Consider the following 13,970-nt stretch of genomic DNA (forward strand, 5'->3'; position numbering starts at 1 on the left):
GTATCCCGCGAGCGCGCCCGACGGTTTCGCGGTCAGGCAGCCACGGCGCCGGGTACGACGACGCGTCCGCCGCTCACGATCTCGAGGTCGCGCCCCACGGTGATGTCGAGCGGGTTGGTGAGGCAGCGGATCGAACCGCCGCCGAGGTGGAACTCGCTGACGTCGACCAGGACGATCTCGAAGCCGAGGGTCTCCAGCCAGTTCCGCACCCGCGGCGGGCAGGCAGGCATGACGACCGTGCGCCCCACGACCACCGAGTTGGCGCACCAGGTGCCGAGGGCCTCCTCCTCGCTGAGCACGATCGGCTGCGGGATGGCGGCCATGAGAGCGGCGGCCGAGGCCTCGTCGAACGCCGAGGGACAGATCAACGCGTGGTCGTCGTCGAGGGGGCAGAAGGCGAGGTCGAGGTGGTACATCCCGGGATGCACGATGTGGACGCCCCGGACCTGCACGCCGAGGTCGTCGGCGAGCTGCCTGAGCGCGAGCTCGTCGGTGCGCGGGCCGTGGCCGACGACCAGCTCGCCCCGGAACGGGAAGGCGTCGCCGGACTCGAAGTCGGCGCCGATCCCGTCGCGGCCGATGTGGGTGGCGGCGAACGCGTGCGACTCGAACCAGGCGCGGGCTGCCGGGGTCTCGATCCGGCGCTGCGGGTAACGCATGTGCGACATGACGACCGAGCGGCGGCCGGGTCCGGTCCAGTCGGGGCGGAGCGCGACGAGCCCGAGGTTCATCGCGTAGACCATGTCGGGCGCCTCGGGCAGCGCCGGGATCTCGTCCACGGTCGCGCCGAGCGCGCGCAGGGTGGCGGCGAGCTCGTCCCACTGGGCCCGCGCACGGCCGGCGTCGGGCTGCACGGCCGGGTCCATGTAGGGGTTGATCGCATAGTCGATGCGGAACGCCGAGGGCTCGACCATCGCGTAGTGCTGACCCCACTCCAGTGTCGCCGTCATGGTGACTCCCTCTTCGCAGTCCGTGGTGCACGGACGTCCCTCGGGTCACCGACGACCCACCGTAAGTTGTCAGACAATCTGACAGTCCGAGGATAGCGTCCCTCGACGCAGAAGGGTCAAGTGGCGGCACAATGGCCCCATGCCCGCATCCACGTCGACATCAGCCCGGGCCCCGTTCGCCTCCCTGAGCGTCGAGCACGCCTCGACCGTCTCGCGGGTGGCGACCGAGCTGCGTCGGGCGGTCTTCGAGGGCGAGCTCGAGAGCGGCACGCCGTTGCGCGAGATCGCCCTGGCCGAATCCCTCGGGGTGTCCCGGCCCACTGTGCGCGAGGCGCTCACCGTGCTGGTCGCCGAGGGCCTGGCCACCCGCGAGCCACACCGGGGCGTCACCGTCGCCACACCACGCGCCGAGTCGGTGCGCGACGTGTGCCGGGCGCGCTGGGTGCTCGAAGGGGCCGGCGTCCGCGCCTGGGCCACCGCTGACGACGTACGACGCGAACGCGTGCGGGAGACCCTGGTCGCCTACACCAGCGCGGTGCGCGGCGGCGACGCGTCGTACGAAGAGCTCAACGAGCGCCACCTGTCCTTCCACGTCTCCCTCGTCGAGCTCACCGGAAGCCCGCGGCTGGTCCAGATGGCCGAGGCGCTGATGGACGAGCTCAAGCTGGCGCTCGCACAGGTCGACCGGTTGAGCCGCAACGCCCACAACGAGGCGGAGTCCCACGAGGGGCTGGTCCGCCTGCTGGAGGCCGGCGACCTCGACGGTCCGAACGGCGCGTACGAGTTCCTGCGCCGCCACATCGACGACGCCGAGGTCGAGGTCATCGAGGCGCTCGGGCTCGAGTAGGCCACCCGCCCACCTGACAGACTGGCCAGATGCTGGCCTTTCTCTCCCGTTGGGCGATCACGGCCGCCGCCGTCGCCCTCGCCGCGCAGCTCATCGACGGCATCTGGTTCACCGGTCCGGAGACGGGCCGCGCCGAGATCGAGCACAAGATCCTCCCGCTGCTCGCGGTCGCCCTCATCTCGTGCGCCGTCACCTCGCTGGTCAAGCCGGTCCTGGTGCTGCTGTCGATCCCGTTCATCCTGCTCACGCTCGGGCTGTTCCTGCTGGTCCTGAACGCACTGCTGCTGCACCTGACCGCCTGGCTGGCCGACGCCGTCGACATCGGCTTCCGCGTCGACGGCTTCTGGCCGGCTGTCGGTGGCGCGATCATCATCAGCATCACCACCTGGTTCCTCGACGCCATGGTCGGCGTCGAGGACGACTGACCGTGCCGAGCGCACCGCCACCGCGCACGCCCGGCCGCTACCGGGTCGCGGTGGTCTGCCTGGGCAACATCTGCCGCTCCCCGATGGCCGACGTGGTGCTCACCGCTAGCGTCGCCGCCGCAGGACTCGACGACGCGGTCGAGGTCGTCAGCGCGGGCACCGGTGGCTGGCACGCCGGCGATCCGATGGACGGGCGGGCAGCAGCGCTGCTCACCACCGAGGGGTACGACGCCAGCAGGCACCGCGCACAACAGGTGCAGCCGGCCTGGCTCGACGAGCTCGACCTCGTCCTCACCATGGACCGCGACAACCTGCGCGACGTACGCAGTCTCGCCGCCGGCGAGGTCGACGCGACCCGCGTCCGGCCGTTCCGCGACTTCGATCCGGAGGAGCCGGGCGGCGAGGTGCCGGACCCCTACTACGGCGGTGCGTCCGGCTTCCGCGACGTACTCGCGATGGTCGAGCGGACCACCGAGGCACTGGTGGCCGAGATCACCACCGTCCTCGGTCGTTGAGGACAGCGCCGGCTGGTGCTACTCACCAGTCACCCTTACTTTACTAGGACGTCCTACTAAATGGGACGGGCAACCCGAGCTGAGGAGAAGCGGATGAGCATCGAGCGCGTCGGAGTGGTGGGCTGCGGCCTGATGGGATCAGGCATCGCCGAGGTGTGCGCCCGCGCCGGCAAGGACGTCGTCGTCCTGGAGTCCTCCGCCGCGGCCGTCGAAGCCGGCCGCCACCGCCTGGAGACCTCGCTCAAGCGCGCCGAGAGCCGCGGCAAGATCGAGTCCGCCGACGCCGTGCTCGCCCGGATCCGGGTGGTCGAGGACATCGAGACGCTCGCCGACCGCGACCTGGTCATCGAGGCGATCGTCGAGGACGAGACCGCCAAGACCGACCTGTTCCGCCGCCTGGACGCGGTCGTCACGAGCCCGGACGCGATCCTCGCGTCCAACACGTCCTCGATCCCGATCATGAAGCTCGCCGTCGTGACCCAGCGCCCGAGCCACGTCCTCGGCATCCACTTCTTCAACCCGGTCCCGGTGCTCAAGCTCGTCGAGCTCGTGCCCTCGCTGATGACCGACGAAGCAACCGTCGAGCGGGCCCGCACCTTCGTCGAGGAAGACCTCGGCAAGAGCGCCATCGACTGCCAGGACCGCGCCGGCTTCGTCGTCAACGCCCTGCTCGTCCCGTTCATCCTCTCGGCCATCCGGATGCTCGAGTCCGGCTTCGCCACCGCCGAGGACATCGACCAGGGCTTCGTGCTCGGCGCCGCCCACCCGCAGGGCCCCCTCGCGCTCGCCGACCTGATCGGCCTGGACACCACCCGCGCGATCGCCGAGTCCCTCTACGACGAGTTCAAGGAGCCGCTCTACACGGCCCCTCCGCTCCTCAACCGCATGGTCGAGGCCGGCCTGCTCGGCCGCAAGACCGGCCGCGGGTTCTACACGTACAGCTGATCAGTTCGGGAAGTCGCCCGACGCACGCCGCAGGCGACGCAGCAGCTGGTAGGCGTCGTCCTGCTGGCGATCGGTGAGCCCGGTGATCGCGAAGTCGATGTCGCTCACCGCGTCGGTGGCCTTCTTGACCGTCGAGCGACCCTGCGCGGTCAGCCGGGCGAGGGTGCGGCGCCGGTCGTCCTGGTCGGGGACGCGCTCGACGAAGCCCTGGGCCTCGAGCCGGTCGATCGCGCTGGTGACCGAGGTCGGGTGCACCATCAGGCGCTCACCGATCTTGCTCAGCGGCAGCGACCCGCTCTTGCTGAAGTGCAGCAGGACCAGGACCTCGTAGCGCGAGAAGGTCAGCGCAAACGGCTTGAGTGCCGCATCGAGGGCGCTGATCATCAGCTGCTGGACCCGCATCACGGAGGTCGCCAGACGCATGGCGGTGGCGTCACCGAAGTGCTCTTCCCACAGGTCCCCTGCGCGATCGATGGGATCGAACGGGAGGCGTGACTCGGGCATACCCTGACCCTAGATGATCGCAAGTGGCCCACAGCACACCGACTTCACATATTTAGTAGGACGTCCTACTATCGGAAGTCCAATGACTTCGGAGGACTCCTGCATGTCGGACATGACGCTGCACACGCCACAGCACCCCGTTCGCTTCGTGACCTCGTCGGCACTGTTCGACGGCCACGACGCCTCGATCAACATCATGCGGCGCATCCTGCAGAGCCAGGGCGCGGAGGTCATCCACCTCGGCCACAACCGTTCCGTCCAGGAGGTCGTCGACGCGGCGATCGAGGAGGACGTGCAGGGCGTCGCCGTGTCGTCGTACCAGGGCGGTCACGTGGAGTACTTCGAGTACCTCGTCGAGTCCCTGCGTGAGCGCGGTGCCGGCCACATCAAGGTGTACGGCGGCGGCGGCGGCGTGATCGTGCACGAGGAGATCGAGCGCCTGGCCAAGATCGGCGTGAAGATCTTCTCCCCGGAGGACGGCGTCAAGCTCGGCCTCGTCGGCATGATCAACTCGATGGTCAAGGCGTGCGATGTCGACCCGTGGGCCCTGGGCTCCGTCGAGGCCGACGCCGTCGTCTCCGGCGATCGGTTCTCGCTGGCCCGCGCGCTCAGCGGCGCCGAGTCCGGCCAGCTCCCGGCCGAGATGCTCACGAAGCTCAAGGAGGTCGCCGCCAGCCGCGAGGTGCCGGTCCTCGGCATCACGGGCACCGGCGGCTCCGGCAAGTCCAGCCTCACCGACGAGCTCGTGCGCCGGTTCCGCGTCGACCAGCAGGACAAGCTCCGCGTCGCCGTGATCGCCGTCGACCCGACCCGCCGTCGTGGCGGCGGCGCGCTCCTCGGTGACCGGATCCGGATGAACTCCCTCGACGGGGACCGCGCGTTCTTCCGCAGTCTCGCGACCCGCGGCGCCCACGAGCTCCCCGAGCACCTCGACGACGTGATCGACGTCGTGAAGGCCGCCGGGTTCGACCTCGTCATCGTCGAGACCCCCGGCATCGGCCAGGGCGACGCCGCGATCGTGCCGTTCGTCGACGTGAGCATGTACGTCATGACGCCGGAGTTCGGCGCCGCGTCCCAGCTCGAGAAGATCGACATGCTCGACTTCGCCGACGTCGTCGCGATCAACAAGTTCGAGCGCCGCGGCGCGATGGACGCACTGCGCGACGTGGGCCGGCAGATGGTCCGCAACCGCGAGGCGTTCGGCAAGAAGCCCGAGGACATGCCCGTCTTCGGCACCTCCGCTGCCCACTTCAACGACGACGGCGTGACCGCGCTCTACCAGGAGCTCAAGGCCCAGCTCACCGGCAAGGGACTCGTCTTCGACGACGGCGTGCTCCCCCACGTCGACGTCCGCCACTCGACCGAGGCCGGCCACATCGTGCCGCCGAACCGGGTCCGCTACCTCGCCGAGATCGCCGAGACCGTCCGTGGCTACCACCACGACACCGACCGCCTCGCCGACGCCGCCGTCCGCCTGCAGCGCCTGGAGTACGTCCAGGGCGAGGTCGTCTCCGACGAGCTCGACGAGCTGGTCGAGAGCGCCCGCAAGACCCTGCCGCACGAGATCACCGACCAGATCGAGCGTTGGCCGGCCGTCGTTGCGTCGTACGAGGGCGACGAGCAGGTCGTCAAGGTCCGTGACCGGGAGATCCACACCGCGCTCACGCGCGAGTCCCTGTCGGGCAACAAGATCCGGCGCGTCGCACTCCCTCGCACCACCGACCACGGCGAGCTGGTGAAGTACTGGCGCCGCGAGAACCTGCCCGGCTACTTCCCCTTCACCGCAGGCGTGTTCCCGTTCAAGCGCGACGGCGAGGACCCCGCGCGGATGTTCGCGGGCGAGGGCGACCCGTTCCGCACCAACCGCAGGTTCAAGAGGCTCTCCGAGCACGCCGACGCGACCCGCCTGTCGACCGCGTTCGACTCGGTGACGCTGTACGGCCGCGACCCCGACCCGCGCCCCGACATCTACGGCAAGGTCGGCACCTCCGGCGTCTCCGTCGCGACCCTCGACGACATGAAGGCCCTGTTCGACGGCTTCGACCTGGTCGCCCCTTCGACCTCGGTCTCGCTGACCATCAACGGCCCGGCCCCGACGGTGCTGGCGTTCTTCCTCAACACCGCCATCGACCAGCAGGTCGAGGCGTTCGTCGAGCGCGAGAAGCGCCAGCCGTCGGTCTCCGAGCTCAACGAGATCAAGGCGTTCGCCCTCGCGAACGTCCGCGGCACCGTGCAGGCCGACATCCTCAAGGAGGACCAGGGCCAGAACACCGCACTGTTCTCGACCGAGTTCTCGCTGCGGATGATGGGCGACATCCAGCAGTACTTCATCGACAACGCGGTCCAGAACTTCTACTCGGTCTCGATCTCCGGCTATCACATCGCCGAGGCCGGGGCGAACCCGATCAGCCAGCTCGCCTTCACCCTGAGCAACGGCTTCACCTACGTCGAGTCGTACCTCGCACGCGGCATGGACATCAACGCGTTCGCGCCGAACCTGTCCTTCTTCTTCTCCAACGGCATGGACCCGGAGTACTCCGTGCTCGGCCGCGTCGCCCGCCGCATCTGGGCCGTCGCGATGCGTGACAAGTACGGCGCCAACGAGCGCTCGCAGAAGCTGAAGTACCACGTCCAGACGTCCGGCCGGTCCCTGCACGCGCAGGAGATGGACTTCAACGACATCCGTACGACGCTGCAGGCGCTCATCGCGATCTACGACAACGCGAACTCGCTGCACACCAACGCGTACGACGAAGCGGTCACCACCCCGACCGAGGAGTCCGTGCGCCGTGCCCTGGCGATCCAGCTGATCATCAACCGCGAGTGGGGCCTCGCGATGAACGAGAACCCGCTCCAGGGCTCGTACATCATCGACGAGCTCACCGACATGGTCGAGGCGGCCGTGCTCACCGAGTTCGACCGGATCAACGAGCGCGGCGGCGTGCTCGGCGCCATGGAGACCGGCTACCAGCGTGGCCGGATCCAGGACGAGTCGATGCTCTACGAACACCGCAAGCACGACGGCTCGCTCCCGATCATCGGCGTCAACACGTTCCGCAAGCCGGTCGTGGAGGACGAGGAGCCGCAGACCATCGAGCTCGCGCGGGCCACCGAGGGCGAGAAGGAGTCGCAGCTCACCCGGGTCCGCGCCTACCAGGTCGACCACAAGGACGACGGCGTACGCGCACTCGAGGCCCTCAAGGCAGCGGCGATCAGCGGCGAGAACGTCTTCGCCGTGCTGATGGACGCCGCCCGGGTCTGCTCGCTCGGCCAGATCACCGACGCGTTCTTCGAGGTCGGTGGCCAGTACCGCAGGAACGTCTGACAAATCTTTTCCAGGTCGCATGTCGAAGACCGGTCCCCCCGTTCGACGTAGGTTCGGAACCACTCACCTACGAGCAACAGAAGGACTGATCGAGATGCCGCGTTTCATGGGATTCGTGCGGATGGAAGAGGGACAGGGCAACCCGCCGCAGGCGCTCTTCGACGCCATGGACACCTACATCGGTGAGCAGGCGCAGCAGGGCCACTTCCTCGACGGGGGCGGGCTGTTCGGCCTCGAGGACGCCGTGAACTTCGTCGTCCGCAAGGGCGAGGTCACCCGCGTCGACGGGCCCTACGCCGAGGCCCGGGAGGCCGTCGGCGGCTGGGCGCTGCTCCAGTACGACAGCCTCGAGGAGGCCATCGCAGGTCAGCAGGAGTTCGCCGACCTGCACGCGAAGCACTGGCCCGACTGCTCGATGGTCGCCACCCTGCGCCAGGTCCCCGACGAGGGTCCCACACCGGCCGACGCCTGACTCACCGCTCGACCGTGCGGCCGGCCTCCTAGGCTGGCCGCATGGCCGATGCCACGACAGTCGACGCGATCACCGCCACCTGGCGACTCGAGTCGGCTCGCCTCGTCGGCGCCCTCGTCCGGATGACCCGGGACGTGGAGCTCGCCGAGGACCTCGCCCAGGACGCGCTCGTCGCTGCCCTGGAGCACTGGCCGACCGGTGGCGTCCCCGCCAACCCCGCTGCCTGGCTGATGACGACCGCCAAGCGCCGCGCGGTCGACACCTTCCGGCGCGCCGACACGCTGCGTCGCAAGACCGAGGAGCTCGGCCACGCCGCGGCGGAGGAGGTGAGCGCGATGCCCGACCTGGACTCCCAGGTCGACCACATCGAGGACGACGTCCTGCGACTGGTCTTCCTCTGCTGCCATCCCGCGCTGACGCCCGAGTCGCGCGCTGCCCTGACCCTGCGCCTGGTCGGGGGCCTCACCACGTCCGAGATCGCGCGCGGCTTCCTCGTCCCCGATGCCACGATGGGCCAGCGGATCTCGCGTGCCAAGCGCACTCTCGCCGAGGCAGGCGCCCAGCTGGAGCTGCCGACCGGCACCGAGCGCACCCAACGCCTCGACGACGTGATGGCCGTCGTCTACCTCGTCTTCACGGAGGGGTACGTCGCCACGGCGGGTGACGACTGGACCCGACCGGACCTCGCGATGGAGGGCATCCGTCTCGCCCGCCTGCTGGCCGACGTCGCGCCGGACGAGCTCGAGGTGCACGGACTGCAGGCGCTCCTGGAGCTCCAGGGGTCGCGGCTCCATGCCCGGACCGACGCCGCCGGGAATCCACTGCTCCTCGACGACCAGGACCGCAGTCGGTGGGACCACCTGCTGATCCGGCGCGGCGTCACCGCCCTGCGAACGGCGGAGGACATGGCCGCCCGCGGGGTACCGGTGGGCCGGTACTTCCTGCAGGCCCAGATCGCCCACGAGCACGCCCGTACGGCGACGCCCGAGGAGACGAACTGGCCGCGCATCGCAGCTCTCTACGACCTCCTCCGCGAAGCCGCGCCCGGGCCGGTCGTGGAGGTCAACCGGGCCGTGGCCCACGGTCGGGCCTTCGGTCCCGCGGCGGGCATGAAGGTGCTCGACGAGGTTCCCGCCGGTGCCGTCGGGGTCTCGCCGTTGATCCCGAGCGTGCGCGGGGACCTGCTCAGCCGGGCGGGCGAGCACGACGCCGCGGCCGCATCGTTCGACGAGGCGGCACGCGTCACGAGGAACGCGGCGGAGCGACTCCTCCTGGAAGGCCGGGCAACAGCCAGCCGGTCCGCGGCTCACCGTCGGACCGGGGCCACCGGGCCGTCCGGTCTTCAGTAGTGTCGCGCTCATGAGCAACCAGCCGACCTTCGAACAACTCGTCACCCTCCCTGCCTACGCCGAGCAGCCGGTGCCGATGGCGTTCGAGGACAGCAACGGGCACCTCAACGTGCGCCACTACCTCGGCATCGGCAGCGAGGGACTCGACGAGTCGTTGCTCGAGGTCGGCATCCCGTTCAACTGGCCGCTCACGACCGGCCTCGCGGTGCTCTCGGCCGAGCACCACCTCACCTACCTGCACGAGCTGCGCACCGGCGACCTGATGTCGGTCCGGGTGCGCCTGCTCGGCCGCTCGGACCGCGCCGCCCACGCGCTGGTCTACATCCTCGACGACGTGAACAAGCGCGTCGCCTGCGTGTTCGAGGAGATCCTGCTGTGCGTGAAGCTCGACCCGCGCGGAGCAGCCTCATGGCCCGAGGACGTCGCAGCACGGCTGGACGCACGCGTGGCCGAGCACGCCGCCCTGCCCTGGGAGCCCGCGACGTCCGGCTGCCTGGGCCTGCGCTGACCCGGGGGCTGTTCCCCGGCCCCCGGCCTACTCGTTCTCGACGAGCACCCGGATGCTCGGCAGCAGCGCCAGCGCGTTGATCACGACCGAGAAGGCCAGCAGGGCGATCGCCCAGTCCTCGTGACCGGCGTCCCACAGCGCCAGCGACGCCAACCCGAACACGACGACCTTGGCGACCGGGCGCACCCACGTGCCGCCGTACGGCGCCCGGGGCGACGCGAACGCGTACCAGACGGTCATCGCCAACCCGGGCAGCAGCCACACGAGCAGCGCCCGCGGATCGTGCTGCCAACCCCACACGCCGAAGGCCGCCATGGCCAACAGCTCGTCGAGGAAGACCAGCGCCAGCACCGACCACCCGAAAATCGCGTTCACCCCTCGATCATGCCCGAGGGGTGAACGCGACAGTCAGTGCCACACGCGGCGATCAGCGCCAGACGCGGACCCAGTCGACCTTGAGGGTTGCGGCGTTGGGTACGCCGGTCGCGACGGCGTCCCAAGCGCCGTAGAGCAGCTGGGTCAGGACGAGGTAGAACGGCTTGTCGAACGGCTGGGACCCGCTCAACGGAGAGCTGGGCGTCCACGCGTGCTCGAAGCAGAGCTGGCCGTCGTAGTAGAACCGCATCCTGGTCGCCGACCAGTCGACGGCGTACCGGTGGTAGGACGTGCTGGCCGAGGCGACCGGACAGTTGGGGCCGGTGCTCAGCGCGGTGTTCTCGCCGGCGTAGTGAACTGACGGGTAGACCTTGTCGGGGTACTCCCCCCACCACTCCGCCACGTCGATCTCCCCGGAGTTCGGCCAGCCACCGTAGGTGTTGTCCTGCGGGTAGAGCCACAGCGCGGAGTGGACACCTGCGCGCTGGACCGAGGGCATCTGGGCACGGAACTCGAAGCGCCCGTAGGTCTGCCCGAACTTGCCCCGGGACGCCACCGTCGCGGCCTTGTACTGTGCCTGGAAGTCGCCGTACGGGCTCTCGCACGTGAAGGGCTCCGCAGTGCGGTAGGCCGTCAGGTTCGCGGTGCCGTTGGCCACCGCGATCGTGCTGGCGTCGTCGACGTAACAGCCGTAGTTGCCAGCCGGGAACCCGCTGAGCGAGGTGTCCTGGACCAACCACTTGGTCGTGTCGAGCCTCGAGCCGTCGAAGTTGTCCTCGAACGAGCAGGTGTAGCGGCCACCACCCGGCTTGGCCGGCCGCTCGCCGCCGCACGACGGCCTCGCCGTCCCGCCGGCCGAGGTCGGCTCGACGCCGACGACGGCCGTGGTGACGAGGACGGCGCTGGCCGCGGCCAGGACGCTCAGCAAGCGCGCGCGAAACATGTGTCCCTCTATCCCCCCAGGAGCGCCGACCGTGCGTCGCCGCTCGACTCCGAGATTCATCCTGCAGCGTCGGTGGGCCAAACGTCAGGGACCGCGCGCCCGGCATCGTATGGTCAGTTCGGACTACCGGGCAAGGGCGAACGCCCCTCAGCGCCAGACGCGGACCCAGTCGACCTGCAGGACCGACACGGCCGGCGTCTTCGCGGTCTTCGCGTTCCAGCCCTGTCCGATCACCTGTGTCATGACCAGGTAGAAGGGCCTGTCGAACGGCCGTGACCCGACCATCGGGGACGCAGCGACCCACGAGTGGATGTGGCAGACCTGGCCGTCGTACAGGAAGCGCATCGTCGTCGGCGTCCACTCGACGGCATAGCGGTGATACGCCGTGCTGGCGGTGGGCATCGTGCAGTTGTAGCCCGAGCTGAGCTTGCGGTTCTCCCCGGCGTAGTGCACCGACGGGTAGACCTTGCTGGCAGCCGCACTGAACCACTCGGCGACGTCGATCTCACCGGAGTAGGGCCACCTGCCATAGGTGTGGTCCTGGGGATAGAGCCACAGGGCCGAGTGCGATCCGGCGACCTTCGTCCAGGGGAGCCTCGCCCGGAATTCGAATCGGCCGTAGGTCTGGGTGAACCGCGTCGAACTGGTCACGGTGCCAGCCGTCGACGTCGCGTAGAACCTGCCGAACGGCATCTTGCAGAGCACGGGCCTCGCTTCCACCCGGGAGGCCAGCAGGAGATTCCCGTTCGCCACCAGCACGTTGGCGGGCCTGTTCAGGTAGCACCCGGCACGACCCGCACGGATGCCACTCAGGGCCGTGTCCTGGACGAGCCACTTCCGCTGGTCGAGCGTCGTGCCGTTGAAGTCGTCCTCGAACGAGCAGGCGTACGTCCCACCGCCGGGCCTGACCGGCCGCTCACCACCGCAGGTGGGGACCACGGCCGCAGCGAGCCTGTCCCCCGGGACACCCGCCTGCGAGGCGGACGACGGCACCGTGCCCACCGAGGCCAGCACCATGACCGACCCGGTTGCGACCGCACCGACGAACCACACGCCAAACCGGGTCATGCCTGCTCCCCCCCATGAACACACGGTCCGCCCGCGCCAAGAGCGCATTCTCCTCCATCCGGGCCGATCCGACCAGTGGCAGTTGCCCGGATACGGTGACCGGGTGACCAGGGACGACCGTGCGGCGACCACGCGATCCGACGATCTCGGGGACCCGGTACCACTTCCCGGAGAGCCCCGGCGGATCGTGTCGCTGGTGCCGTCGATCACCGAGGCCCTGGCCACCGACGTGCCCGAGCGCCTGGTCGGCGCCACCGACTGGTGCACCCACCCGGCCGACCTCGACGTCACGCGGGTGCGCGGCACCAAGAACCCCGACCTTCGGGCGATCCGCAGCCTGGAGCCCGACCTCGTCGTGGCCAACAAGGAGGAGAACCGCGCGCTCGACGTACGCCGACTCCGCGACGCCGGCGTGCCGGTGTGGGTCACCGACATCGAGACCGTGCCGCAGGCGCTCGACTCGCTCGACCGCCTCTACGAGGTCGCGCTTCAGGCAACGCGACCGGATTGGCTGGCCACGGCACGGGCGCGCTGGGACGTCCCGCCACCGCCCGCACGGGGGCGGGTCGTCGTACCCATCTGGCGGGATCCGTGGATGGTCGTCGGACCGCGCACCTACACCGGTGACCTGTTGCGGCGCCTCGGCTGGACCCATGTGTACGACGCCGGGGAGGACCGGTATCCCGCCGTGGACCTGGCCGCGATCGACCGCCCTGACGTCGACCTGGTCCTGCTGCCCGACGAGCCCTACGTCTTCACCGAGGACGACGGACCGGAGGCCTTCACGCAGGTGCCGACGCGACTCGTGTCCGGACGCCTGCTGACCTGGTACGGCCCGGCCATGGTCGAGGCGTACGACGTGCTGTCATCCTGAGCGACGTGCGCTTCCTCCTGCTCGGCATCGCCCTCGTCGTCGTCGGCTGCATCGCGCTTCCGGTCTCGGCCTACTTCCTCGACACGACCGAGATCGGCGAGAACCTGATCCTGCCCGTGGATGCGGCGTTCACCGCACTGGCCGGGGCCGTCCTCGGCGCGGCCGTGCTCCCCCGGGAGCACTCGCCGCGGCGGCGGGCGCTCGTCGGAGCCGGCCTCGGCCTCCTCGGTGCCGTGGTCGGTCTGGTCGCGTTCTTCCTGCTGCTGAACGGGTTCGACGGCGCCTGATCGGTCAGCAGCACCCGCGCGGGTCAAGCGTGGACGTGCTCGCCAGGGCCGTGCACCTTGACCGCAGCCGGGTCGTCGAGGTTCCACGACATCTCGAACGTGCGCCGGTAGCCCGTGTGCTGGATGCGCCAGCCGTCGACCGTGCGCACGTAGCGGTCGGTGTAGAGCGCACCTCCCTCGAGCGCGAACCGGAACGCGTCGACGACGACCTTGTCGTGCAGGTACCAGTGCGCCGTGGCGGCATCGGGGTCCTCGGGATCGAGATCGATCTCCGGGTGGTGCGCCTGGTGCAGGGTGAGCACGCCCTCGCCCATGTGGGCGCGCATGTAGTCCACGAGGGAGACCGGGTCCGCGAAGACGAGGCCGTTGTAGTCCGCCGTTGCGTCCGCGGCGAAGCAGGTGGCGAATTCGTCCCACTGCTTGGTGTCCAGGCACCGCAGGTAGCGGTACTTGAGGCGGGTGATCGCTGCGACGGCGGTCATTTCCGCAACGGCAGCAGCAAGGTCAGCGACGTCGTCCGTGTCATCCAGGGCGGCCATGGCGCGGACTGTAGTGCTGATCACACGCCAGGACACCGAGTCGT

At 69.6% G+C, this 13,970-nt stretch carries 16 protein-coding genes; 10 read left to right on the forward strand and 6 right to left on the reverse strand.

The window, feature by feature from the left end; all coding sequences use genetic code 11:
* Positions 1 to 32: 32 nt before the first annotated feature.
* Positions 33 to 950: a dimethylarginine dimethylaminohydrolase family protein gene (locus ASD84_RS09515; protein ID WP_056709451.1), complete on the reverse strand. Its 918-nt coding sequence runs from the start codon at positions 948 to 950 to the stop codon at positions 33 to 35.
* 139 nt (positions 951 to 1,089) lie between these two features.
* Here ASD84_RS09515 and ASD84_RS09520 point away from each other — a divergent pair, with 139 nt between their 5' ends.
* The 4 genes from ASD84_RS09520 (at position 1,090) to ASD84_RS09535 (ending at position 3,682) form a co-directional block, all read left to right on the forward strand.
* Positions 1,090 to 1,797, forward strand: coding sequence for a GntR family transcriptional regulator (locus ASD84_RS09520; protein WP_056709454.1), 708 nt, complete (start codon positions 1,090 to 1,092; stop codon positions 1,795 to 1,797).
* Between the two features lie 29 nt (positions 1,798 to 1,826).
* On the forward strand, positions 1,827 to 2,222 hold the full coding sequence (locus ASD84_RS09525) for a phage holin family protein (protein WP_056709456.1): 396 nt from the start codon (positions 1,827 to 1,829) through the stop codon (positions 2,220 to 2,222).
* A gap of 2 nt (positions 2,223 to 2,224) precedes the next feature.
* Positions 2,225 to 2,737 (forward strand): low molecular weight protein-tyrosine-phosphatase, encoded by a 513-nt coding sequence (locus tag ASD84_RS09530; protein ID WP_235531047.1) that lies wholly within the window; start codon positions 2,225 to 2,227, stop codon positions 2,735 to 2,737.
* A 93-nt stretch (positions 2,738 to 2,830) separates the two neighbouring features.
* Positions 2,831 to 3,682, forward strand: a complete 852-nt coding sequence (locus ASD84_RS09535; protein WP_056709459.1) for a 3-hydroxybutyryl-CoA dehydrogenase — start codon at positions 2,831 to 2,833, stop codon at positions 3,680 to 3,682.
* Here the strand turns inward: ASD84_RS09535 and ASD84_RS09540 are convergent, their stop codons facing one another.
* A complete protein-coding gene (locus tag ASD84_RS09540) occupies positions 3,683 to 4,186 on the reverse strand; it encodes a MarR family winged helix-turn-helix transcriptional regulator (protein ID WP_056709460.1) in 504 nt (167 codons plus the stop codon). It abuts the gene before it with no gap.
* A 103-nt stretch (positions 4,187 to 4,289) separates the two neighbouring features.
* Between ASD84_RS09540 and icmF the strand changes: the two genes are divergently transcribed.
* From icmF to ASD84_RS09560, 4 genes are all read left to right on the forward strand, one after another.
* Complete coding sequence (gene icmF / locus ASD84_RS09545) at positions 4,290 to 7,511, forward strand: fused isobutyryl-CoA mutase/GTPase IcmF (protein ID WP_056709464.1); 3,222 nt, start codon at positions 4,290 to 4,292, stop codon at positions 7,509 to 7,511.
* A gap of 121 nt (positions 7,512 to 7,632) precedes the next feature.
* Positions 7,633 to 7,983 carry a YciI family protein gene (locus ASD84_RS09550; protein WP_235531048.1) on the forward strand — a complete coding sequence of 117 codons (351 nt, stop codon included), beginning with the start codon at positions 7,633 to 7,635 and terminating at the stop codon, positions 7,981 to 7,983.
* A gap of 41 nt (positions 7,984 to 8,024) precedes the next feature.
* Complete coding sequence (locus ASD84_RS09555) at positions 8,025 to 9,332, forward strand: RNA polymerase sigma factor (protein WP_056709468.1); 1,308 nt, start codon at positions 8,025 to 8,027, stop codon at positions 9,330 to 9,332.
* Positions 9,333 to 9,342: 10 nt separating this feature from the next.
* Positions 9,343 to 9,840 (forward strand): thioesterase family protein, encoded by a 498-nt coding sequence (locus ASD84_RS09560; RefSeq protein WP_056709470.1) that lies wholly within the window; start codon positions 9,343 to 9,345, stop codon positions 9,838 to 9,840.
* Positions 9,841 to 9,867: 27 nt separating this feature from the next.
* On the opposite strand, the gene ASD84_RS09565 is transcribed toward ASD84_RS09560, so the two are convergent.
* The 3 genes from ASD84_RS09565 to ASD84_RS09575 all read right to left on the reverse strand — a co-directional run bounded on the left by ASD84_RS09565 (position 9,868) and on the right by ASD84_RS09575 (position 12,226).
* A complete protein-coding gene (locus ASD84_RS09565) occupies positions 9,868 to 10,215 on the reverse strand; it encodes a YrdB family protein (RefSeq protein WP_056709471.1) in 348 nt (115 codons plus the stop codon).
* A gap of 52 nt (positions 10,216 to 10,267) precedes the next feature.
* Entirely contained in the window at positions 10,268 to 11,158 is an 891-nt protein-coding gene (locus ASD84_RS09570; protein ID WP_056709472.1) for a family 16 glycosylhydrolase, read from the reverse strand.
* 147 nt (positions 11,159 to 11,305) lie between these two features.
* Positions 11,306 to 12,226, reverse strand: coding sequence for a family 16 glycosylhydrolase (locus ASD84_RS09575; RefSeq protein WP_162251514.1), 921 nt, complete (start codon positions 12,224 to 12,226; stop codon positions 11,306 to 11,308).
* A 103-nt stretch (positions 12,227 to 12,329) separates the two neighbouring features.
* Between ASD84_RS09575 and ASD84_RS09580 the strand changes: the two genes are divergently transcribed.
* A complete protein-coding gene (locus ASD84_RS09580; RefSeq protein ID WP_056709477.1) occupies positions 12,330 to 13,100 on the forward strand; it encodes a helical backbone metal receptor in 771 nt (256 codons plus the stop codon).
* A 5-nt stretch (positions 13,101 to 13,105) separates the two neighbouring features.
* Complete coding sequence (locus ASD84_RS09585) at positions 13,106 to 13,387, forward strand: hypothetical protein (RefSeq protein WP_056709479.1); 282 nt, start codon at positions 13,106 to 13,108, stop codon at positions 13,385 to 13,387.
* A gap of 23 nt (positions 13,388 to 13,410) precedes the next feature.
* Here ASD84_RS09585 and ASD84_RS09590 read toward each other — a convergent pair whose 3' ends face one another.
* The gene (locus ASD84_RS09590) at positions 13,411 to 13,926 is read right to left on the reverse strand and encodes a nuclear transport factor 2 family protein (RefSeq protein WP_235531050.1); all 516 of its coding nucleotides are present in this window, start codon (positions 13,924 to 13,926) and stop codon (positions 13,411 to 13,413) included.
* Positions 13,927 to 13,970: the final 44 nt, after the last annotated feature.

It is taken from the genome of Nocardioides sp. Root682, from assembly GCF_001427795.1.
GTDB lineage: Bacteria > Actinomycetota > Actinomycetes > Propionibacteriales > Nocardioidaceae > Nocardioides.